This window comes from Pseudomonas duriflava, from assembly GCF_007830155.1.
In the GTDB taxonomy this organism is placed as follows: Bacteria; Pseudomonadota; Gammaproteobacteria; order Pseudomonadales; family Pseudomonadaceae; genus Chryseomonas; species Chryseomonas duriflava.
In genome coordinates this window covers 113,445-135,810 of sequence record NZ_VLKY01000012.1, presented here as the reverse complement: position 1 = coordinate 135,810, position 22,366 = coordinate 113,445, and the positions used below count along the sequence as shown (strand labels likewise).

Here is a 22,366-nt window from a genome sequence, read left to right as displayed (position 1 = left end):
CATCGACGTTTTTGGTCCGGGCCTCTGGCATCCGGTAGCATTGGTCGGCGCGCCAACCGGCGCGTTTTCGCTTTATCAGTAGGGAGAACGCTATGGCTTGGAACGAGCCGGGTGGCAACTCAAATAATCAAGATCCCTGGGGCGGGCGCCGAGGTGGTAATGGCGGTGGTCGCCAGGGACCGCCTGACTTGGACGAGGCGCTACGCAAACTGCAGAACAAGCTCAATCGCCTATTTGGTGGTAAGCGCCGCCCTGACAGCGGTGGTAGTGGGCAGAGCAGTGGGGGTGGTACCGGTCTTATTCTTATTGGATTGGCGCTTCTGTTCGGCCTTTGGCTGTACAACGCTTTTTATGTGGTGGATGAGCAAGAGCAGGCGGTTATCCTGCGCTTTGGCAAGTACTACGAAACCGTAGGACCAGGCTTGAACATCTATTTCCCGCCAATGGATCGAAAGTTCCAGGAGAACGTGACGCGGGAGCGTGCTTATAGCAAGCAGGGCCAGATGCTTACCCAAGACGAGAACATCGTCGAAGTACCGTTGACGGTTCAATACAAGATCACTGATCTGGAATCGTTCGTGCTGAATGTGGATCAGCCAGAAGTCAGTCTTCAGCATGCCACTGAAAGTGCTCTGCGACACGTAGCTGGTTCGACCACCATGGATCAGTTGCTGACGTCTGGGCGCGAGCAGGTTGCCAATGAGGTGCGTGAGCGTCTTCAGCGCTTCCTGGATAACTACAAGACGGGTATCACAGTAACTCAGGTAAATATCCAGAGTGCTGCCGCTCCGCGTGAGGTGCAGGAAGCATTCGACGATGTGATTCGTGCGCGTGAAGATGAACAGCGTGAGCGGAACCAAGCTGAAACATATGCCAATGGCGTGATTCCAGAGGCGCGTGGTCAAGCCCAGCGTATTCTTGAAGAGGCCAATGGTTATCGGGAAGAAGTCATTGCACGGGCTCAGGGTGAAGCCGATCGCTTTAATAAGCTGGTCGCTGAATATGAGAAGGCTCCGCAGGTTACTCGTGAGCGTTTGTATTTAGATGCCATCCAAGAGGTCTTGAGCCAATCAAGTAAAGTGCTGATCACAGGCGAAGCGGGACAGAATAATCTGCTTTACCTGCCGCTGGATAAAATGATCCAAAGCCGTGCGGCAAGTGCGAGCGAGACGCCTTCGTCGAATGGTTCAAGTGATGCTGCTTCTACTTCGGTCAGAACATTGCCGCAACTGCCTGAAGTACGTACAAGGGAGAGTCGCTGATGAGTAACAGGGCTATAGGCGCTCTAGTCGTCGTAGCTGCTCTGGTTCTGTTGGCCTGGAGCAGTCTTTTTGTGATTCAACAGACCGAGCGGGGCGTTATGCTGCGCTTTGGTCGGGTTGTTGAGTCTAACTTGCAACCGGGTCTGCATTTCAAAATCCCGCTTGTGAACAAGGTGCGTAAGTTCGATGCTCGCCTCATGACGCTGGATTCCCCAACCCAGCGCTTCCTGACGTTGGAAAAGAAGGCGGTTATGGTTGATGCGTACGCCAAGTGGCGTGTATTCAATGCGGAGCGCTTCTATACGGCTACGTCAGGCATGAAGCAGATTGCTGACGAGCGTCTGTCTCGCCGACTTGAAGCAGGTTTGCGTGATCAGTTCGGCAAGCGTACGTTGCATGAAGTCGTGTCGGGTGAGCGGGACGCCATGGTGGCGGAATTGACGACATCGTTGAACAAAATGGCTAATGCTGAGTTGGGTATCGAAGTGGTTGATGTGCGTATCAAAGCTATTGACCTGCCTAAGGAAGTAAGCCGTAGCGTATACGAGCGGATGAGTACTGAGCGTGAGCGTGAAGCGCGTGAGCATCGGGCCAAGGGGCGCGAGCTGGCGGAAGGTATTCGTGCAGATGCTGATCGTCAGCGCCGCGTGATCCTGGCGGAAGCCTACCGTGAGGCTGAAGAGACTCGTGGTGATGGGGATGCTCGTGCCGCCTCTATTTATGCGGAAGCATTTTCCAAGAATCCAGAGTTCTATTCGTTTACACGAAGCCTCGCGGCTTATCGCAACAGCTTTGAAAGCAAGAGCGATGTCATGGTTCTGGATCCGAAGAGTGACTTCTTCAAATACCTGGAAACACCCAGGCCCTGAAGAAAGTGGCGGGCGCTCGTCGCCCGCCGCTGATCCGTACGTATTTCGTGGTATCATAAGTCAGCCGGGAACATCCCGGCTTTTTTGCGTCTGCATGAATCCTGTGTGACGTTGCAAGGGCAGCATTACGGTTGGCCTAGCCATTCCTGATCGTTGCGCTTCCAGGTTCTTTTTCAGGGCTCGTTGAAGTCCGCACGTTTCGCAGGGTCGAATCTGTCTGGTCATGCCGACAGGTCTTCATGGCAGGCTTGCCGCTCGCATGATGGAGAAAGGCTACATGGCAACGGTAGACCGCTGGCTGCTGCCTGACGGAATAGAAGAAATCCTGCCGCCTGAGGCTGCAAGCATAGAAATTGCGCGGCGTCAGGTGCTTGAGCTGTTTCAGCGTTGGGGGTACGAGTTCGTCGTAACGCCTCATATTGAGTTCCTCGAGTCACTGCTCACTGCTGCAGGCGAGGACTTGGAACTGCGTACCTTTAAGGTAACGGACCCATTATCTGGTCGTCTCATGGGGTTTCGTGCAGACATAACTCCGCAGGTAGCCCGGATGGACGCCCATGCTTTGCGCCGGGAAGGGCCGAGCCGTTTGTGTTATGCCGGGAGTGTATTGCATTCACGCCCTCGCGCATTGACGACGTCTCGTAGTCCGATCCAGATAGGTGCGGAGCTGTACGGCGTTTCTGATACGGCAGGTGATTTGGAAGTAATCAGTCTTCTGCTAAGTGTACTCAAGCTCGCTGAGATTCCGAATGTACACATGGATCTTGGGCATGTAGGTATCTACCGTGGCCTGTGCGAAGCAGCCGGGTTGTCGGGTGAAAGTGAGCATGCCTTGTTTGACGCTTTGCAGCGCAAGGCTATTGATGAAGTAATGTTGCTGACCCAAACGTTAGCCCCTGATCAGGCCGATAGGCTTCGTGCCTTGGTTGGGCTGTGCGGTGGTCGTGAGGTGCTTGATACTGCCCGACAACGTCTGGCTGGCGCTCCGGCAGCAGTACTGGCAGCCTTGGACTCCTTGTGCTCTATTGCTGATGCCCTTGCGCAGCGCTTCCCTGAGGTGCCGTTGTATTTCGATCTGGGTGAGTTGCGCGGTTACCACTATCACACGGGGGTTGTATTTGCCGCCTTCGTGCCCGGTAGTGGCCAGGCGATTGCTCAGGGTGGGCGTTATGACAATATTGGTGCCGACTTTGGCAGGGCGCGCCCGGCAACCGGTTTTTCCACTGACCTGAAAACGCTCGTTACGTTAGGGCAGGCCAATATGGTTGAGCCTTTGACGGGTGTCTGGGCACCTTACGGCGAAGGCGTCCAGCTATGGCAAGCGATTCGTCAATTACGCGACGCTGGTGAGCGGGTCGTTCAGGCCTTGCCTGGACAGACCGATGCTGATGCGTGCGAGGCGGGTTGCGATCGGCATTTGGTGTGCCGGGATGGACATTGGCAGGTGGCGCCGCTGGCGTCATGAGATTTCGCCGGCTCGCCGGCTACGAAGATTCCACAGGGGATAAAGGTTATGGGTAAGAACGTCGTTGTCCTGGGCACTCAGTGGGGTGATGAGGGTAAGGGCAAGATCGTTGATCTGTTGACAGATCAAGCGGCTGCTGTGGTTCGCTATCAGGGTGGCCATAATGCTGGGCATACATTGGTCATCGATGGCGAAAAAACCATCCTGCGCCTGATTCCATCCGGCGTTCTGCGTGCAGACACCGAATGCTTGATCGGTAATGGAGTTGTGCTGGCACCCGATGCGCTGTTCAAAGAAGTCGCTGAACTGGAAGCCAAGGGCGTGCCGGTGCGTGAGCGCTTGCGTATTAGTTCGGCCTGCCAGTTGATCCTTCCCTATCACGTAGCGCTAGACCAGGCGCGCGAGAAGGCTCGTGGAGATGCCAAGATCGGTACGACGGGGCGCGGCATTGGCCCAGCCTATGAGGATAAGATCGCTCGTCGGGGCTTGCGCGTAGGTGATCTGTTTCACCCTGAGCGCTTTGCCGTGAAGCTGCGGGAAGTGTTGGATTATCACAACTTTGTCCTGCAGAACTACTTTAATGAGCCGGCTGTTGACTTCCAGAAGACCTATGACGATGCGATGGAGTATGCCAAGGTCCTTGAGCCGTTGATGATTGATGTCGTGGCGCGCCTGCATAATCTGCGTAAAGCCGGCGAGAACATCATGTTCGAAGGCGCGCAAGGTACATTGCTGGATATCGATCATGGTACTTACCCCTTTGTGACCAGTTCGAACACTACCGCCGGTGGCGTTGCGACCGGTTCAGGCGTCGGCCCGCTGTACCTTGATTACATCCTGGGGATTACCAAGGCCTATACCACACGCGTGGGCTCGGGTCCGTTTCCGACCGAGTTGTTTGATGAGACTGGGGCGTACCTGGCTAAGAAAGGTCATGAGTTTGGCTCTGTGACCGGCCGTCCGCGTCGCTGTGGCTGGTTCGATGCGGTCATTTTGCGTCGTTCTATCGAGGTCAACAGTGTTTCCGGTCTGTGCCTGACCAAGCTGGACGTGCTGGATGGTTTGGAGACGGTGCGCATCTGCGTAGGCTACCGTAATGCTGGCGGCGATCTCCTTGAGGCGCCAACTGATGCGGATAGCTATATCGGTTTGGAGCCTGTGTATGAAGATATGCCGGGCTGGTCGGAGTCAACTGTAGGTGCTCGCAGCATGGATGAGTTGCCTGCTAACGCTCGGGCCTATATTGCTCGGATCCAAGAGCTGGTAGGAGCTCCGATCGATATCATTTCGACTGGGCCGGATCGTAACGAAACAATCGTTTTGCGTCATCCGTTCGCCTGATCAAGATATGAACGATCAAAAAGAGCTGCCTTTGGGCGGCTCTTTTGCCATTTAAGGTTCAGGATCTCGCAGGTCGTGGGTTTGGCTGCTGCCCTTGCGGTATAAAAAGTGCGATTGCTAGCATTGCTTAGTGGCGTAGCAGTCGTAGGAAGGTTGGTGCGTCTTGTGCCGCTTTAGCGGTATATTCGGCAAACAGGGAAATGCCTGAGTGCGGAGTGCGGTCAGGGTAGCAATCGAGGGAAGAGGGACTTCGAACGACTAGGCGCGCTTAAAGGCATGGCTGCAGAGGAGGGCGTAAAATATGCTGGTCTGTTTGAGGGTAACAGACAATAAAAAACCGAGCTTTCAGCTCGGTTTTTTGAATAGTGGTGCCCAGGAGAAGACTCGAACTTCCACGGTGTTGCCACCGCTAGGACCTGAACCTAGTGCGTCTACCAATTCCGCCACCTGGGCACTGTGCGATATGCGATGATGTTCATCGTGTTTCGCGTTAGCAACTTGATGTTGCTGTGGGCGCGAACTATACGGATCATTTAAAAGACTGTAAACCCCTACTGTAAAAAAAATTATTCTTTTCAGTAGGCTAAACCTGAAGGCATTTTCGGGCTTCAATATAGGGAAGCTCTTAACCAGACAAAAGGTAACCTCAAACTGATGGCCGATTGGCAATCCCTCGATCCTGAGGCCGCTCGAGAAGCGGAAAAATATGATAACCCTGTCCCAAGCCGTGAGCTGATATTAAAGCATCTGGCCGAGCGCGGCGCCCCCGCGTCCCGCACTCAGCTGATCGAAGAGTTCGGTTTGACAGATGAAAATCAATTCGAAGCCTTGCGGCGTCGACTGCGAGCCATGGAGCGCGATGGTCAGCTTCTTTATACGCGCAAGGGAGCCTACGCACCGATTGAAAAGCTGGATCTGATCTGCGGACGTATCAGCGGACACCGTGACGGCTTCGGCTTTCTCATACCGGACGATGGCAGTGATGATCTTTTTCTTAGCCCCGCGCAGATGCGCTTGGTATTCGATGGTGATAAGGCCCTGGCACGTGTGTCCGGTTACGACCGCCGCGGGCGGCGTGAGGGAGGCTTGGTCGAGGTAGTTCACCGCGCTCATGAAACAGTAGTTGGGCGATTCTTCGAAGAAAGCGGAATTGCCTATGTCGTTGCGGACAACCCCAGGATCCAACAGCAGGTACTAGTGCCTGCCGGTAAGCACGGCGGTGCTCGCCATGGTCAGTTTGTCCAGGTTCGTATAGAAGAATGGCCAACCATTCATCGACAGGCCCAAGGCGCTGTAGTTGAAATTCTCGGGGATTATCTAGCGCCAGGCATGGAGATAGAAGTGGCGCTGCGCAGTTACGATATTCCCCATGTATGGCCCGCTGGCGTCGAGAAAGAAGCTGCCAAGCTTAAGCCAGAGGTTGCTGAAAAAGACAAGGCCAAGCGCATTGATCTGCGGCAAGTACCGTTCGTGACGATAGATGGCGAAGATGCCCGCGATTTCGACGATGCTGTCTATGCAGAGAAGAAGAAATCTGGTGGCTGGCGTTTGTTCGTGGCCATCGCGGATGTTTCTCACTATGTAAAGGTCGGATCGGCTCTGGATGCCGAAGCCGAGCAGCGAGGCAACTCCGTTTATTTCCCGGGGCGTGTCATTCCGATGCTGCCGGAAATTCTGTCCAACGGGCTATGTTCGTTGAATCCCTTGGTGGATCGCCTAGCCATGGTATGCGAGATGACAATCTCGTCGGCAGGCAAACTGACTGGCTATCAGTTCTATGAGGCCGTTATCCATTCTCATGCACGTCTGACCTATACCCGTGTCAGCCAATTGCTAGAGACACCTGAAAGTGCTGAGGCCGAGCAGTTTCGCGAGCAGTTGCCTCACTTGGTGCCGCATCTGCAGGAGCTGTATGCGCTTTACAAGGCCTTGCTGGAAACACGGCATCAGCGAGGAGCTATTGATTTTGAAACCCAGGAAACCCGGATCGTCTTTGGGGCAGATAGCAAGATTGCTGAAATCAGGCCGACCCAGCGCAATGATGCTCACAAGCTGATTGAAGAGTGCATGTTATGTGCGAACGTAGCGACAGCCAAGTTCTTGGAAAAACACAATATTCCTGCGTTGTATCGGGTACATGATGCACCTCCGTTGGAAAAACTGACCAATCTTCGGCAGTTTTTAGGTGAGCTTGGGCTGACACTGACCAAAGGAAAGGCTACGCCAACACCGAACGATTATCAGGCGTTGCTACAGACTATCCATGACCGGCCGGACTTCCGCCTTATTCAGACGGTTATGCTTCGTTCGTTGAGTCAGGCTGTCTATAGCCCGGACAATAACGGGCATTTTGGCTTGAATTATGAGGCCTATACCCATTTCACCTCACCGATTCGTCGTTACCCCGACCTGCTAGTACATCGTGCCATTCGCAGCGTAATCCGCTCCAAGATGGAATCCCGGCACGTCAAGCGGGCTGACGCGCCCGTAATACCTAAGGCGCGTATTTACCCTTATGACGAAGCACGTCTGGATCAGTTGGGTGAGCAGTGCTCAATGACTGAGCGCCGGGCAGACGAGGCCACGCGAGACGTTTCCAACTGGCTGAAATGCGAGTACATGCGTGATCGTGTCGGCGAGACATACAGTGGCGTGATTACGGCGGTCACGGGATTCGGCCTGTTTGTGGAGTTGAGCGATATCTATGTGGAGGGCTTGGTCCACGTTACTTCTTTGCCGAGCGATTACTATCATTTCGATGCCGTACATCATCGGCTGTCGGGTGAGCGTAGTGGCCGCAGTTACCGCCTCGGCGATCTGATCGAAATCATTGTGGCAAGAGTCGATCTTGATGAGCGCAAAATCGATTTTGCGCTACCTGGTTCTGGTCAGAATGCTCCAACTGATCGTAAGCGGCGTAATGACGCACGCGAGCCGAAGGCTAAATCGCGTAAGCGAGAACGCACTCATATACCAACTCCGGCTTCGGCGGCCGCAGTCGAAGTCTCATCCGAACTGCTTAAACAGGCTGACCTTCTATTGGGTAATACCGATGTGAAACGTAGTCGCGCCGTGAAACGTGCCTTGCTCGACGAGGCCAAAACCGGTGGTGATAAGCCTGGCAAGTCAAGATCATCAAGTGAGGCAGCCTCACCGAAGGCGACGCCTTCTGCCAAAAAGGCCAAGGGTGGCAAAGCGAAGCCGGCTGCCAAAGCTGCCAAGCCTACTAAGCACCGAAAGGGTCCTTCCAAGGCAAAAGCGCAAGCCGCGGCAGGTGAAGTCCGTAAACGTAAGGTTAAGTCATGAGTCAGTGGGAAATGGTCTACGGTATCCATGCCGTAGAAGCTTTATTGCGTTATCACCCTAAGCGCGTAAAGCAACTATGGATAGCGGAAGGGCGGCAGGAACCTCGAGTACATACTCTGGTTTCGTTGGCCGAAGCAGCCCGTGTTCCTGTGGATACGCAGAGTAGGCAGGTCTTGGATGAGCAAGTCGAAGGGGTCCATCAAGGCGTTGTCGCTCAGGTCAGCCCAAGCCAGATATGGGGCGAGACAATGCTTGAGGAGTTGCTTGAGCGTGCTGAAACGCCCCCTTTGTTGTTAGTGCTGGACGGCGTAACGGATCCACATAACCTGGGCGCCTGTCTTCGCACTGCCGATGCGGCAGGTGCACAGGCAGTGATTATTCCCAAGGATAAGTCTGCCACGCTTAACGCTACGGTTCGCAAAGTGGCATGTGGTGCCGCTGAGGTCATGCCGCTAGTTGCTGTAACCAATCTGGCTCGTACGCTGGAAAAGCTCAAGAAAAGAGGGCTTTGGATCGTCGGGACAGCCGGCGAGGCAGAGCAGGACCTTTATAATGTCGACATGACCGGGCCAACCGTACTCGTCATGGGGGCCGAAGGTAAGGGAATGCGCCGACTGACTCGGGAACTTTGCGATTATTTGGTGCGCTTGCCCATGGGGGGCAGTGTCAGCAGTTTGAATGTATCCGTAGCTACAGGCGTATGCCTGTTTGAGGCCGTTCGCCAGCGCCGCAGTCGATAGCTTAAGCAGTTTTGTTGAGTGGGGAGGGGCTATGGGACAGTGTAGGAATGCTGCTGAATTAGTTTGTAACGCACTGCAGGCACTGAGCAATCAGACTGACCGATTCTACTAAAAGTGGATCAGAAGCTGACTTGCTGGCTACCTCGGACTACACTCAGGAGGCATCCTTCAAAAGGATGCCTTAAAAACGATGGTAATCCGCTCGACAAGTTTGTCGTGGATGCAAAATATCGTAGATGCTAAGCGCACAGCCGCGTCTAGCGTCTCCATTCATAGGTGTAAAACGAGGAAACGCCCTTGGAGGACGTTGCGAGCGGTGAAGTATCGACCATTCTGTTGGTCGAGGATGACCAGACCCTGCGCAGCCTGACCGGCGAAGTAATGGAGGAGCTGGGGTATCAGGTAACTGCTGTGGCTTCGGCGGAAGAGGCCTTGCAGGCTTTGCAGAAAGAGCGTTTCGATGTCTTGTTCACTGATATAGGGCTTGGTGGAATGTCTGGCCTGGACCTTAGTCGACAGGCGCTGCGAGCTTATCCTGACCTGCGCATTATCGTCGCATCGGGTTACAGCTTTGACAAAGACGAGGAACTCGAAAAGGTGGGCGTCATGCTCAAGCCTTACGATCTCATGAAGATCCGGCAGGTTCTCGGCGGGCTATCCGTCCGATAAGTAGACGGCCCGACGCCTGCCGATGTGATCTTTCTTGCGCCACCGGGTGCCCTTCTCTAGAATACCGCCCCTTGCCTGCGGCGTGTACTCGTGTGCCGGCAAGTCAAAACGAAACATTCACTCCTTGTCTGACCGCGTTATGTGGCAGGCTATAACCCGTAAGGAGCATTTATGCGTCATTACGAAGTTGTTTTTCTGGTGCATCCTGACCAGAGCGAACAGGTGGGCGGCATGGTTGAGCGCTACACCAAAACGATTGAAGAAGACGGTGGCAAAGTTCATCGTCTGGAAGACTGGGGCCGTCGTCAGTTGGCTTATGCCATCGACAACGTGCACAAGGCTCACTATGTTCTGATGAACATCGAGTGCAGCGCCAAGGCCCTGGCCGAGCTGGAAGATCACTTCCGCTACAACGACGCTGTGATCCGTAACATGATTCTTCGTCGCGATGAAGCTGTTACTGATCAGTCTGAAATGCTCAAGGCCGAAGAGAACCGCAGCGAGCGCCGTGAGCGTCGTGAGCGTCCTGCTGAGTCCGAGTCCGCCGATGGCAGTGACAATGCTGACGTTGACGGCGACGACAGCGCCGAGTAAGCCTGAGATTTATTGAGGAATCATAGTTATGGCACGTTTCTTCCGTCGTCGTAAATTCTGCCGTTTCACCGCTGAAGGCGTTAAAGAGATCGATTACAAAGATCTGAACACCTTGAAAGCCTACGTCTCCGAAACCGGCAAGATCGTTCCGAGCCGTATCACCGGCACCAAGGCCAAGTATCAGCGTCAGCTGGGTACTGCCATCAAGCGTGCTCGTTATCTGGCCCTGTTGCCTTACACCGACAGCCACGGCCGTTGAGACTGGGCCCGACACGAATTAACGGATAAATCGCATGCGCGCCCTGGCTGAGTTCATCATGCGTGGTCGCATGCAGGCCACTCTTGTAGTGGTAATTGCAGCGTTCTTGCCCTTGCTGTATTGGCTGAGCGCTGCGGCAGGTAGTTTGATCGTCTTGCGTCGTGGCGCAGGCGATGCGGCGGGAGTTGTGGTCTGGGCGTTGCTGCCAGCCGTGCTCTGGTGGTGGCTGGGTGATCCGAGTCTGTTACTCGTATTCCTAGGTACCCTGGCGCTGGCTAGCGCTCTTCGCAGCAGTGTGTCTTGGCCACGTGTTCTGCTGGCAAGCGTTTTGGTGGGGTCCGTTTTTGCCCTGGTGCTTGGCCATGTATATGCAGAGCCCATCAATTTGTTGGCAGAAGAGATCCGCAAGATCCTGCCGCAGATGATCGGACAATCGCCGGATGCGTTGCCAGAAGCCAAGCAGGCCCAGCTCAAGCAAATGCTGGTGCCGGTGCTGACGGGTCTGATGGCAAGCTTCTTCCAGATTACCTGTCTGCTGAGCCTGATGCTTGGGCGCCATTGGCAGGCGGCGTTGTATAACCCGGGTGGGTTCGCGCGTGAGTTTCATGCGTTGAGGCTGCCGCCTGTTATGGCGTTCGGTGTGCTGTTGGTCATGCTATTGGCACCCAACATCAGTATCGAGCTGGGAATGCTGACACCGCTGTGCAGTGTTCCATTAGCTGTGGCTGGTGTCGCGCTGGCTCACGGTCTGGTGAAGCGCAAGCATATGAGTGGCTTCTGGCTGGTAGGGTTGTATGTAACGCTACTGGTCTTTGGACAGTTGATTTATCCGTTGTTAGTGATCATGGCCGTAGTTGACAGCCTGTTTGATTTTCGTGGACGCCTGGCGGATACGCCAAAAGACTCTGCGAACGGTGAAGGTTAAAAGTTAAGAGGTAAGACTCAAATGGAAGTCATCCTGCTGGAAAAGATCGCCAACCTGGGCAACCTGGGCGATAAAGTGAACGTTAAAGGCGGTTACGCTCGTAACTTCCTGCTGCCGCAAGGCAAGGCTACTGCCGCTACCGCTGACAACGTTGCTGCTTTTGAAGCGCGTCGTGCCGAGCTGGAGAAGCAGGCTGCCGAGAAGAAGGCTGGTGCTGAAAGTCGCGCTGCCAAGCTGGCTGAGCTGACCGTGACTATCGCGGCTAACTCGGGCGACGAAGGCAAGCTGTTCGGCTCTATCGGTACTCGTGACATCGCTGAGGCTGTTACTGCAGCTGGCATCGAGCTGGACAAGAGCGAAGTTCGCCTGCCCAACGGCGCTCTGCGTAATGTTGGCGAGTTCGACGTGGCTGTGCAGCTGCACACTGACGTCGAAGCAAGCGTTAAGGTGGTTGTAGTCGCTGAGTAAGCGTCTACCTACCATTAGACTGGCGGGCTTGCGCGAATAGCGCCGCCTGCCGACAATCGGGCACGTCATCTCAAGATGACGTGCCCGTTGTTTTTTCTGGGCGACGAAAGCCTCTTTTCCTGATCGACTTTTCGGTGCTAATCGCTACGCCATGACTGATATTGCCCTTGCTGAACAATACGATTTGCAAACTGCCGCGCTGAAGGTGCCTCCGCACTCCATCGAGGCCGAGCAGGCCGTGCTGGGTGGCTTGATGCTGGATAACAATGCGTGGGAGCGTGTCTCCGACCAAGTGTCGGATGGTGACTTCTACCGCCATGATCATCGTTTGATCTTTCGTGCCATTACTCGTTTGGCTGAGTTGAATAAGCCTTTCGATGTGGTCACGCTGTCGGAGCAACTCGATAGAGAAGGGCAGTTGCCTCAGGTAGGCGGGCTGGCTTATCTGGGTGAGCTGGCAAAAAACACGCCCTCGGTAGCAAATATCAAGGCGTATTCGCAGATTGTACGCGAGCGAGCCACCTTGCGGCAGTTGATCGGCATCAGTAACGAAATCGCTGATAGTGCTTACAACCCTGAAGGGCGTGACGCCAATGAGCTCTTGGATGATGCGGAGCGGAAGATTTTCCAGATTGCCGAGGCGCGCCCCAAGAGCGGCGGGCCAATAGGGGTCAATGATATTTTGACCAAGGCGATCGACCGCATCGATACCTTGTTCAATTCGGATAATGCCATTACTGGCGTGTCTACAGGCTTTGTCGACCTGGACGAAAAGACCAGTGGGATGCAGCCGGCAGATCTCATCATCGTGGCTGGCCGTCCATCGATGGGTAAAACCACTTTTGCGATGAACCTGGTCGAGAACGCGGTGTTGCGTACCGACAAGGCTGTCTTGGTATTTTCCCTCGAAATGCCAGCCGATTCGATCGTTATGCGTATGCTCTCGTCGCTGGGGCGTATCGATCAGACCAAGGTTCGTTCGGGCAAACTGGACGATGACGATTGGCCTCGGCTGACATCGGCAGTAAACCTGCTCAACGACCGTAAACTGTTTATCGACGATACGGCTGGAATCAGTCCTTCCGAGATGAGAGCCCGGACTCGTCGTCTTGTTCGCGAACATGGCGACTTAGCGTTGATCATGGTCGACTACCTTCAGTTAATGCGTATTGGCGGGGCGGCCAGTGAAAACCGAACCAACGAGATTTCGGAAATCTCGCGCTCGCTGAAGGCGCTGGCAAAAGAATTTAACTGCCCTGTAGTTGCGCTTTCGCAGCTTAACCGCTCGCTCGAACAGCGTCCGAATAAACGTCCGGTCAACTCCGACCTTCGAGAGTCCGGAGCGATCGAGCAGGATGCTGATGTGATCATGTTCGTGTATCGGGACGAGGTGTATCACCCGGATACCGAATACAAGGGTGTTGCCGAGATCATTATTGGTAAACAGCGGAACGGTCCTATCGGAACGGTGCGTCTGGCCTTTATTGGTAAGTACACACGCTTCGAAAACCTGGCACCCGGCAGTTATAACTTCGATGATGATTAAGTCTGGCGAGTAGCCTTGAAAGCCGCACGGTTGTGCGGCTTTTTCTTATCACCCTAGCGCGTTGAGAGTCGTAATGTCAGTGCTTGTCAGCTGACGGATAGCGTTCGGTCTCTCTTAATTGGCTATTTTTTGTGCTATTCTAGCGCGTTATCCCGCATTACTTTTTATCCCTGGAAGCCTTCATGCACGCTGCCAAGCCGTTGTTCGACTATCCGAAATATTGGGCCGAGTGCTTCGGACCTGCTCCTTTTCTGCCTATGAGCCGGCAAGAGATGGATCTGCTCGGCTGGGACAGCTGTGACATTATCATTGTGACTGGCGACGCCTATGTGGACCATCCTTCTTTTGGCATGGCGATCATTGGACGTCTGCTTGAGGCGCAAGGCTTTCGTGTAGGCATCATTGCGCAGCCGGATTGGCAGTCAAAGAATGACTTCATGAAGCTGGGCAAGCCGAACCTGTTTTTCGGCGTGGCGGCGGGCAACATGGATTCGATGATCAATCGCTATACGGCTGATCGCAAGATTCGTTCGGATGATGCCTACACACCAGGCGGTATGGCAGGTAAGCGGCCTGATCGCGCCAGCATGGTATACAGCCAGCGCTGCCGGGAAGCTTACAAGGGCGTGCCAATTGTATTGGGTGGCATCGAGGCCTCTCTGCGCCGGATCGCGCACTATGACTATTGGCAAGACAAGGTTCGCCATTCGATCCTGATGGATGCTAAAGCCGATATTTTGCTTTATGGCAATGCCGAGCGGGCCGTGGTTGAAATTGCCCAGCGTTTGGCGGCGGGTGAGACTATCCAGGCGATTACGGATATTCGCGGTACGGCGTTCATTCGCAAGGACACGCCGGAAGGCTGGTTCGAATTGGACTCCACTCGTATCGACCGCCCTGGCAAGGTCGATAAGATCATCAATCCATATGTAAATACTCAGGATCTGCAAGCCTGCGCCATCGAGCAGGAAAAAGGCCCGAATGCCCAGGAAGATCCAAACGAAGCCAAGGTGGTGGAACTGCTGCCCAGCCCGAAGCTGACCCGTGATAAGACAGTGATTCGGTTGCCGTCTTTCGAGAAGGTCAAGGGTGACCCGGTGTTGTATGCTCATGCCAATCGCGTGCTGCACTTGGAAACCAACCCGGGTAATGCCCGTGCGCTGGTACAGAGACATGGCGATCAGGATGTGTGGCTTAACCCGCCACCTATTCCGATGACCACAGAAGAAATGGATTACGTTTTCGGCCTGCCCTACGCCCGGGTTCCGCACCCGGCCTATGGTAAGGAAAAGATCCCGGCGTATGACATGATTCGATTCTCGGTCAATATCATGCGTGGCTGCTTTGGTGGTTGTACGTTCTGCTCCATTACCGAGCACGAAGGACGAATCATCCAGAACCGCTCGGAAGAGTCGATCATTCGTGAAATCGAAGAGATCCGCGACAAGGTGCCTGGGTTTACCGGTGTGATTTCCGATCTGGGCGGCCCAACAGCGAACATGTATCGCATCGCATGTAAGGACCCTGAGATTGAAAAGCACTGCCGTAAGCCGTCGTGCGTATGGCCGGGTATTTGCGAAAACCTTAATACCGATCACTCGGCCTTGATCCAGCTGTACCGTTCGGCGCGGGCTTTGCCGGGGGTAAAGAAGATTCTGATTGCATCCGGGCTGCGTTATGACCTGGCTGTGGAGTCGCCGGAGTATGTGAAGGAGCTGGTAACCCATCATGTGGGCGGCTATCTGAAGATCGCCCCGGAGCATACCGAGGAAGGCCCGCTCTCCAGGATGATGAAGCCAGGGATCGGTAGCTATGACAAGTTCAAGCAAATGTTCGAGAAGTACTCCAAGGAGGCAGGTAAGGAGCAGTACCTGATTCCTTACTTCATCGCAGCGCATCCAGGCACTACCGATGAGGACATGATGAATCTGGCGCTATGGCTCAAGCGCAACGGTTTCCGTGCGGATCAGGTACAGGCGTTCTACCCGTCGCCAATGGCAACCGCAACGGCAATGTATCACTCGGGCAAGAATCCGCTGCGTAAGGTGACCTACAAGAGCGATGGTGTACCGATTGTGAAAGGTGAGCGGCAACGTCGGTTGCATAAGGCCTTCCTGCGCTATCACGATCCAAACAACTGGCCCATGCTGCGCGAGGCGTTGAAGAACATGGGGCGTGCCGATTTGATTGGTAATGGTAAGCATCACCTGATTCCGACCTTCCAGCCGGCAGTAGATGGTACGTATCAGAGCGCACGCCGTAAGAACTCGACGCCATTGGGTAGCAAGAAGGCGGGGCGTCCTCTCCTGACTCAGCATACAGGCCTGCCGCCCCGTGCAAGCGATGGCAGTAAGGCGTGGGACAAGAAGCAGGAAGGCCAGGCAGCCGCTTTCGCCAAAGGTAAAAAGAAGCCGCGGCGAGAGCCTAATCTGCCGCGTTGATTGAATGGCGAGCCTTAGGGCTCGCCATTTTGTTACTAGTTGGCTACTAAGGCTCCGCTAGGATCACCTAGTGTATTAATGACTTCGTCGCTATAGCCGGCAGCGTGTAACGGTTTGCGTATATCGAACTCCAGGTCGGGCAGATAACTGATCAATACATCGGCCGGCCCGGTAAGCTGAAACTCGCCTATGGCGGCAGGTATCAGCACCGTTTCCGCAGCAGCCAGCCTGCCGGACCAACCCTGTGTCTTGAGGCCAAAGGGCGCTCCAACATTGCTCAGAATAAGTGCCTTGTCGAATCCATGAATAAACGGTGTGTCATCGGTTACGCGCCAGCGTTCCAGTGCAAAGTAAGGGCCTGCTGTGCAGAGCACCCGGTCAATAGCGGTGTTGTGAGAAAGGCGAAGACCTGGCGTGAACGTCGGACGCAGATCGAGATGGCATTGTTCTATAAGGGCGTCGATGCCAGCGATCCACTCCTGATGGCTTAGTGGAGCGCCATCGGACATCTGCCAGGGCATGGCTTGTTGCTGAATATCTGAAGTTTGCTCGACTTCGTAAACCAGCGTGCCGGGGCCAAAGCTATGTAAGGTGCCGCCGGGAACGTAGATCGTTTCGCCCGTGCGTACAGGCAAGCGGCGCATGACAGCGTCATAGTCCTGAGCGATCAAGGCCTGGCGCAGCGCTTTAGTATCGACGCCGGGCTTAAGGCCCACTAAGGCTGTGGCGTCGGGTTCAGCCCAAAGAATGTGCCAGGCTTCGGTCTTGCCGTTGGGTTGGCACTCTAGGCGGCGAGCGGTTTCGTCGTCGGCATGCAGGTGGACCGGCAACATGCCGCAGCCGTCGATGAATTTGGTCAGTATCGGAAAGTGTGGCCCATCAAAGTCTGCACCAATCAGCTCGCGTGGATGCTGCAGAACCAGATTACGAAGAGATTGGCCTTCTAAGGAACCTTCGGTTACCTGGGCGATGCTGCCATCGACATCGCTAACTTCCCAGGTTTCGGCGATCCGACCCGGCGGCAGACCACGCTTGCCCAGTCGCTCGGCAATGGCATGGCCACCAAACATATGGCTGCGAATAGGGGTGGTTAAACGTAGGGGATACCAGTCCATGAGTGCTCCTGATGCAACAGAGGAAGCAGGCAGACAAATTCGAAAAACAGGCGCTCGACGCGGCGCTTGGGAAATGCTTCCCGCAGCCAGGAGAAGACTGGCCACGGGAGCGAGAGGGCTTACAGGATGGGCTTTCCGCCTGTAACAGCGATGCGTGCGCCGGAGACGTAGCTGGACTCATCGGATGCCAGCATGACGTAAACCGGTGCCAGTTCGACCGGCTGGCCTGGACGGCCCAACGGAACCTGTTTGCCAAACTCGGATACCTGTTCAGGCGGCATGGTGGAAGGAATCAGCGGTGTCCAGATCGGCCCTGGAGCCACGCTGTTCGCACGAATACCCTTCTCTGCAAGTAGCTGGGCCAGGCCAGCCGTAAAGTTAGCAATAGCCCCTTTGGTTGTGGCGTAGGGCAGTAGCGTTGCCTTGGGCATGTCAGAGTTTACTGACGTGGTGTTGATGATCGAACCACCTTTGCCCATGTGTTTTACCGCTGCCTGGGTAATGCGGAACATGGCCGTGATGTTTGTATCGAAGGTGTGTACCCACTCTTCGTCTGGAATGTCTTCCAGCGTTTCATGCGTCATTTGGAAAGCGGCATTATTGACCAGTACGTCGATTCGTCCGAACTCATCGACAGTTTTCTGCACCAGATCCAGGCAGTGCTGGCGCTGGCTGATATCACCAGGAATTAACAGAACCTTGCGGCCAGCTTCTTTGACGTAGCGGGCAGTATCTTCCGCATCCTCGTGCTCGTTCAGATAGGAAATGGCTACATCCGCTCCCTCACGGGCATAGGCAATTGCCACCGCGCGGCCAATGCCACTGTCGCCACCGGTAATCAGAGCCACCTTGCCAGCCAGACGTCCAGAGCCTTTGTAGCTCTGTTCGCCACAGTCTGGAATGGGATTCATTTTAGATTGAACGGCAGGCGGCTCTTGCGGTTGTTCAGGAAACGGGGGGGTTGGGTACTCGGCCATAATGAATCCTCCACAGGGTTAAAAATCGCATCGTAAAAATGCGACCCGCTCTACTGGGAAGGGGTTCAGCACAAAGGATAAATGGCGTAACGAGAAACGAGGCCGTTGGCCTCGTATACGCATGATCAGGTCGGGGCGTCTTTCTGCCAGCGCGGTGCAACCGTGGGTTTCCAGTGCTCCAAAGCGTCAAGCAGCTCAGGGGCCGACTGGCGGACCTGCAGCATTTGCCGATGTGGTGCGGTCACGAAGCCTTGACTGACCAGGTGATCCAGAAACTGGGCAAGTGGGGCGTAGAAGTCATTCACTTCAAGCAGCCCGAGCGGTTTGGCGTGATAGCCCAGCTGACCCCAGGTCCATACTTCGAACAGCTCCTCCAGCGTGCCCAGACCGCCCGGCAAGGCAATGAATGCGTCGGATAGCTCCGACATTCGTGCCTTGCGCGCATGCATGCCGTCAACAACTTCCAGGCGCGTCAGGCCTTTATGGCCCACTTCAGCGTCCTTCAGGCTTTGCGGAATAATACCGACGACTTCCCCTCCTGCAGCGAGAGCCGCATCGGCCACGACGCCCATTAGGCCTACAGCACCGCCGCCATACACCAAGGTGAGGCCTCGCTCGGCGAGGGCGCGCCCCAAGGCCTCCGCAGTTTCACGATAGACAGGATCGGTACCGTTCTTGGCACCACAAAAAACACAGACAGCTTTCAACGACATGGAAAATCCCTGACTAGGTTGAAGCGCTAGCGTAAGCCTTGACGCGCCTCTTGACCACGTTTCGGGAGACCGTACACGGCGGTCGTTATAGCGTGCGCAGGTGCGTGTGCGGCTCAGGGCACGTACCGCTGGCACCTTGTGCGTAGGCAGCGAAGACCTGATGAAGGAAGTCCGGGACGTTCATGGCATGGCTCCAGGCTGGGGTAGACAATGGAGCAATCTTGACGGAATCAGGCCGGCTTTGCCGTTCAAAGGTTTCGATAGGCCTTATAGCCGTTTCGTTACTCACCGTGTCCTAGGCAACAGGACGCATTGGAACCTGCCTGCGAACATGCCAGTCTTCACTAGGGAATGTCCCGTTTTAGGAGAATGCATGAAACGCTCATTGATAACTGCCGCCCTGTTCGCTTTGGTTAGCTCGCCCACTTGGGCCGCTGATCAATGCTCAGTCGATATTCTGGGCACTGACCAGATGACGTTCAATATGGACACCATCAACGTAGGCAAGGATTGTAAGCAGTTCACGGTCAACCTTATTCATCCGGGAACCCTGCCGAAAAATGTGATGGGCCATAACTGGGTACTGACGACAAAGGCCGATATGAATGGGGCCGCGACCGATGGCCTAGCGGCCGGGTTGGACAATGATTATGTGAAGCCAAACGATCCGCGTGTCATTGCCCATACCAAAGTGATTGGTGGTGGTGAGAAGACATCCGTAACCGTTGATACGGCCTCGCTAAAGGCTGATGAAGAGTATGCCTATTTCTGTTCTTTTCCAGGCCATGCCGCCATCATGAAGGGTACCTTCAAGATCGAGGGCTGAGCGTCTACAGGCTCCCGCCCCGTTACATTGGGAGCCTTCCTCAACGCGGGCGGATACCGTCGATAATCAATGCCCGCACGCCCGTAAAAACCTCTTCGAAGAACACGGGATCATCAAGGGTCTTACCCAGGATTGCCTCGACCTGAATGCGAAAGTCGGCGTAGTGCTGGGTTGTTGCCCACAGGGTGAAGATCAAATGGTGCGGATCGACCGGTGCCAGTTTGCCGGCCTCGATCCAGCCGCGGATTACCGCCGACTTGGCTTCGACAATCTCGCGTAATGGTTGCTCTAGCTCACCCAGCAGCAAGGGTGCCCCCTGTAGGATTTCCAGGCAGAACAGACGCGACTCGGCAGGATGGTCGCGGGAGATTTCCAGCTTGTAACGGATGTAGTTTCCAATCGCTTCGAGAGGATCCTGTTCGAGACTGAAGGTACGTAGCGGCGCCAGCCAGATCACTAGTAGTTGGCGCAGTACGCTCAGGTAGAGGTCTTCCTTGCTGCCGAAGTAGTAAAGCAGGTTGGTTTTTGAGACGTCGGCTTTGGTCGCGATCTGGTCCAGGCTAGTGCCATGCACGCCGAAGCGGGAAAAAAGCTCCAGGGCTGCGTTCTGGATGGCGTTGCGCTTGTCTTCGATCTGACGCCGGCGTCGTTCGAGGGTAGCGGCGCTTGGTGTACGAGCGGATTTCTTCATGGGCGACGGAAGGGTTTCCTTGCTCACAACGGCTCCTATGGTCGACAGGAAAGTAGTCACTTTACCGGGTATGGAAGGCCGAGCGTACCGGAGCTGCCTTGCACGATATAACCACATGGCTACGCGATGGATCGCCCCATCATCGTGCGGCTTGCACAATGCCGGTGCCTTAATTCAGACCAAGTGGTCCACTCTAAGCGTGGCGGTTTTAGTTAACCCCTTGTTAAGGGAGGGAAAAAGCCAATCTGGCATGGTTTGTGTTCTGGCCTTGGTAGACCTGCCAGGCGGTACGGCGGGAAATACCTTCGAATCACGAGCGAATCTGAGGTTGACCATGGCTTTGAACATTGGCGTATTTATCCCGATCGGTAATAACGGCTGGCTCCTTTCCGAGAACGCACCGCAATACAAACCCACCTTTGAGTTGAACAAGGAGATTGTGCAGCGCGCTGAACACTATGGATTCGATTTTGCCCTGTCGATGATCAAGCTGCGTGGGTTTGGCGGAAAGACCGAGTTCTGGGATCACAACCTGGAGTCCTTCACGCTAATGGCGGGGCTGGCTGCTGTTACATCACGTATCAAGCTGTTCGCTACCGCTGCAACCCTTACCTTGCCGCCTGCCATTGTGGCCCGCATGGCATCCACCATCGACTCCATCTCAGGAGGGCGTTTCGGTGTAAATCTGGTAACGGGTTGGCAGAAACCTGAGTACAGCCAGATGGGTCTTTGGCCGGGCGACGAGTTTTTTGCCACCCGCTACAACTATCTGGGTGAATACGCTCAGATCTTAAATGACTTATGGCGAACCGGCCGCTCCGATTTCAAGGGCGAGCATTTCCAGATGGAGGACTGCCGCGTCAGCCCTCAGCCCCAGGTCAACGTGCCCATCGTCTGTGCGGGTTCCAGCGACGCGGGCATGGCCTTTTCGGCCCAATATGCCGATTACAACTTTGTCTTCGGCAAAGGCGTGAACACGCCCAAGGCTTTTGCGCCTACTTCCGAGCGACTCCTGGCAGCGACTGCCAAGACGGGCCGCGACGTAAGCTCCATTGTGTTGTTCATGGTGATTGCCGCTGATACCGACGAAGCGGCGCGTGCCAAGTGGGAACACTACAAGGCTGGCGCGGACGAGGAGGCGATCCAATGGTTGGGTGCCCAGGCCGCTGCCGACACCAAGTCCGGCAGTGACACGAACGTGCGGCAGATGTCCGACCCGACCTCGGCGGTCAATATCAACATGGGCACGCTGGTGGGCTCCTATGCGAACGTCGCCCGCATGCTTGATGAAATTGCCGAGGTGCCCGGCGCCAGTGGCGTGCTCCTGACCTTTGATGACTTCGTGCAGGGCGTGGCCGATTTTGGCGAGAAGATCCAGCCGTTGATGGAAAGCCGCCGCCATATTACCCAACTGCAGGAGAGTGCTTGATGAATGCGTTCGAATCCGTAGCGGGTTATGCCGTGCCGGTGGGTGACCAGGAGGCCGTGATGCTATCGGCACGTCCCGAACCGCTGCGTCTGAAGGCCGGCGAGACGGCGGTAATCGTGGTCGACATGCAAAACGCCTATGCCAGCAAGGGCGGTTATCTGGATCTGGCCGGCTTCGACGTGGAAGCCACTGGGCCGGTCATTGAGAACATCGCGGATGTCGTGGAAACGGCTCGGACGGCAGGAATTCAGGTGGTCTGGTTTCAGAACGGTTGGGACCCGGAATACCAAGAAGCTGGTGGCCCTGGCTCGCCCAACTGGCATAAGTCCAACGCGCTCAAGACCATGCGCAAGCGCCCCGAATTGCAGGGTACGTTGTTAGCCAAGGGCGGCTGGGACTATGCACTGGTAGATCAGCTCCAGCCATGCGAAGGTGACCTGATCGTACCCAAAACCCGTTACAGCGGTTTCTACAACACCAATCTGGATAGTCTTCTGCGGGCTCGTGGTATTCGCAACCTTGTGTTCGTTGGAATCGCTACCAACGTCTGCGTCGAATCCACTCTGCGTGATGGTTTCTTTCTCGAGTATTTCGGCGTCTGCCTGGGCGACGCCTGCCATCAGGCGGGACCGCGCTCGGCACATGACGCCGCGCTGTTCAATATCGAGACCTTTTTTGGTTGGGTCTCGACCGTTGCCGACTTCCACGTAGCTTTCAAAAAGGACTGATC

20 protein-coding genes and 1 tRNA gene are annotated in these 22,366 nt (G+C 55.2%); 16 read left to right on the top strand and 5 right to left on the bottom strand.

Annotation, left to right across the window (positions count from 1 at the left end):
- Nucleotides 1–92: 92 nt before the first annotated feature.
- From hflK to IQ22_RS17190, 4 genes are all read left to right on the top strand, one after another.
- Nucleotides 93–1,262 carry an FtsH protease activity modulator HflK gene (gene hflK, locus IQ22_RS17205; protein ID WP_145144237.1) on the top strand — a complete coding sequence of 390 codons (1,170 nt, stop codon included), beginning with the start codon at nt 93–95 and terminating at the stop codon, nt 1,260–1,262.
- Nucleotides 1,262–2,131, top strand: coding sequence for a protease modulator HflC (gene hflC, locus IQ22_RS17200; protein WP_145144235.1), 870 nt, complete (start codon nt 1,262–1,264; stop codon nt 2,129–2,131). Before hflK ends, hflC begins: the two co-directional genes overlap by 1 nt.
- Before the next feature lie 277 nt (nt 2,132–2,408).
- The gene (locus IQ22_RS17195; protein WP_145144233.1) at nt 2,409–3,596 is read left to right on the top strand and encodes an ATP phosphoribosyltransferase regulatory subunit; all 1,188 of its coding nucleotides are present in this window, start codon (nt 2,409–2,411) and stop codon (nt 3,594–3,596) included.
- Nucleotides 3,597–3,644: 48 nt separating this feature from the next.
- Complete coding sequence (locus tag IQ22_RS17190) at nt 3,645–4,937, top strand: adenylosuccinate synthase (RefSeq protein WP_145144231.1); 1,293 nt, start codon at nt 3,645–3,647, stop codon at nt 4,935–4,937.
- Nucleotides 4,938–5,303: 366 nt separating this feature from the next.
- Here IQ22_RS17190 and IQ22_RS17185 read toward each other — a convergent pair.
- Nucleotides 5,304–5,390, bottom strand: a tRNA-Leu gene (locus tag IQ22_RS17185).
- 201 nt (nt 5,391–5,591) lie between these two features.
- Here IQ22_RS17185 and rnr point away from each other — a divergent pair.
- The 9 genes from rnr (at nt 5,592) to IQ22_RS17140 (ending at nt 15,885) form a co-directional block, all read left to right on the top strand.
- The gene (gene rnr / locus IQ22_RS17180) at nt 5,592–8,243 is read left to right on the top strand and encodes a ribonuclease R (protein WP_145144229.1); all 2,652 of its coding nucleotides are present in this window, start codon (nt 5,592–5,594) and stop codon (nt 8,241–8,243) included.
- Nucleotides 8,240–8,983: a 23S rRNA (guanosine(2251)-2'-O)-methyltransferase RlmB gene (rlmB, locus tag IQ22_RS17175; RefSeq protein WP_145144226.1), complete on the top strand. Its 744-nt coding sequence runs from the start codon at nt 8,240–8,242 to the stop codon at nt 8,981–8,983. Before rnr ends, rlmB begins: the two co-directional genes overlap by 4 nt.
- A 297-nt stretch (nt 8,984–9,280) precedes the next feature.
- Nucleotides 9,281–9,652: a response regulator gene (locus IQ22_RS17170; RefSeq protein ID WP_145144224.1), complete on the top strand. Its 372-nt coding sequence runs from the start codon at nt 9,281–9,283 to the stop codon at nt 9,650–9,652.
- Nucleotides 9,653–9,823: 171 nt separating this feature from the next.
- On the top strand, nt 9,824–10,246 hold the full coding sequence (gene rpsF, locus IQ22_RS17165; protein ID WP_145144222.1) for a 30S ribosomal protein S6: 423 nt from the start codon (nt 9,824–9,826) through the stop codon (nt 10,244–10,246).
- A 28-nt stretch (nt 10,247–10,274) separates the two neighbouring features.
- Nucleotides 10,275–10,505 (top strand): 30S ribosomal protein S18, encoded by a 231-nt coding sequence (gene rpsR, locus IQ22_RS17160; RefSeq protein ID WP_007161145.1) that lies wholly within the window; start codon nt 10,275–10,277, stop codon nt 10,503–10,505.
- A 34-nt stretch (nt 10,506–10,539) separates the two neighbouring features.
- The gene (locus IQ22_RS17155) at nt 10,540–11,430 is read left to right on the top strand and encodes a YybS family protein (protein ID WP_145144220.1); all 891 of its coding nucleotides are present in this window, start codon (nt 10,540–10,542) and stop codon (nt 11,428–11,430) included.
- Nucleotides 11,431–11,451: 21 nt separating this feature from the next.
- Nucleotides 11,452–11,898 carry a 50S ribosomal protein L9 gene (gene rplI, locus IQ22_RS17150; protein WP_145144218.1) on the top strand — a complete coding sequence of 149 codons (447 nt, stop codon included), beginning with the start codon at nt 11,452–11,454 and terminating at the stop codon, nt 11,896–11,898.
- A 151-nt stretch (nt 11,899–12,049) separates the two neighbouring features.
- Nucleotides 12,050–13,444, top strand: coding sequence for a replicative DNA helicase (dnaB, locus tag IQ22_RS17145; RefSeq protein ID WP_145144216.1), 1,395 nt, complete (start codon nt 12,050–12,052; stop codon nt 13,442–13,444).
- 182 nt (nt 13,445–13,626) lie between these two features.
- Nucleotides 13,627–15,885, top strand: a complete 2,259-nt coding sequence (locus tag IQ22_RS17140; RefSeq protein ID WP_145144214.1) for a YgiQ family radical SAM protein — start codon at nt 13,627–13,629, stop codon at nt 15,883–15,885.
- A gap of 35 nt (nt 15,886–15,920) precedes the next feature.
- On the opposite strand, the gene IQ22_RS17135 is transcribed toward IQ22_RS17140, so the two are convergent.
- From IQ22_RS17135 to IQ22_RS17125, 3 genes are all read right to left on the bottom strand, one after another.
- Nucleotides 15,921–17,000, bottom strand: coding sequence for a class I mannose-6-phosphate isomerase (locus IQ22_RS17135; protein ID WP_145144212.1), 1,080 nt, complete (start codon nt 16,998–17,000; stop codon nt 15,921–15,923).
- 119 nt (nt 17,001–17,119) lie between these two features.
- Nucleotides 17,120–17,977 carry an SDR family oxidoreductase gene (locus IQ22_RS17130; RefSeq protein ID WP_167654178.1) on the bottom strand — a complete coding sequence of 286 codons (858 nt, stop codon included), beginning with the start codon at nt 17,975–17,977 and terminating at the stop codon, nt 17,120–17,122.
- A 125-nt stretch (nt 17,978–18,102) separates the two neighbouring features.
- Entirely contained in the window at nt 18,103–18,690 is a 588-nt protein-coding gene (locus tag IQ22_RS17125) for a cytokinin riboside 5'-monophosphate phosphoribohydrolase (RefSeq protein ID WP_145144208.1), read from the bottom strand.
- A gap of 373 nt (nt 18,691–19,063) precedes the next feature.
- Between IQ22_RS17125 and azu the strand changes: the two genes are divergently transcribed.
- Nucleotides 19,064–19,516, top strand: coding sequence for an azurin (gene azu / locus IQ22_RS17120; RefSeq protein ID WP_145144206.1), 453 nt, complete (start codon nt 19,064–19,066; stop codon nt 19,514–19,516).
- 40 nt (nt 19,517–19,556) lie between these two features.
- Here the strand turns inward: azu and rutR are convergent, their stop codons facing one another.
- Nucleotides 19,557–20,207, bottom strand: coding sequence for an HTH-type transcriptional regulator RutR (gene rutR / locus IQ22_RS17115; RefSeq protein ID WP_145144389.1), 651 nt, complete (start codon nt 20,205–20,207; stop codon nt 19,557–19,559).
- Nucleotides 20,208–20,547: 340 nt separating this feature from the next.
- Here rutR and rutA point away from each other — a divergent pair, with 340 nt between their 5' ends.
- Entirely contained in the window at nt 20,548–21,636 is a 1,089-nt protein-coding gene (rutA, locus tag IQ22_RS17110) for a pyrimidine utilization protein A (protein WP_145144387.1), read from the top strand.
- Complete coding sequence (gene rutB / locus IQ22_RS17105) at nt 21,636–22,364, top strand: pyrimidine utilization protein B (protein WP_145144204.1); 729 nt, start codon at nt 21,636–21,638, stop codon at nt 22,362–22,364. The genes rutA and rutB overlap by 1 nt, the downstream gene beginning before the upstream one ends.
- The last annotated feature ends 2 nt before the right edge of the window (nt 22,365–22,366 follow it).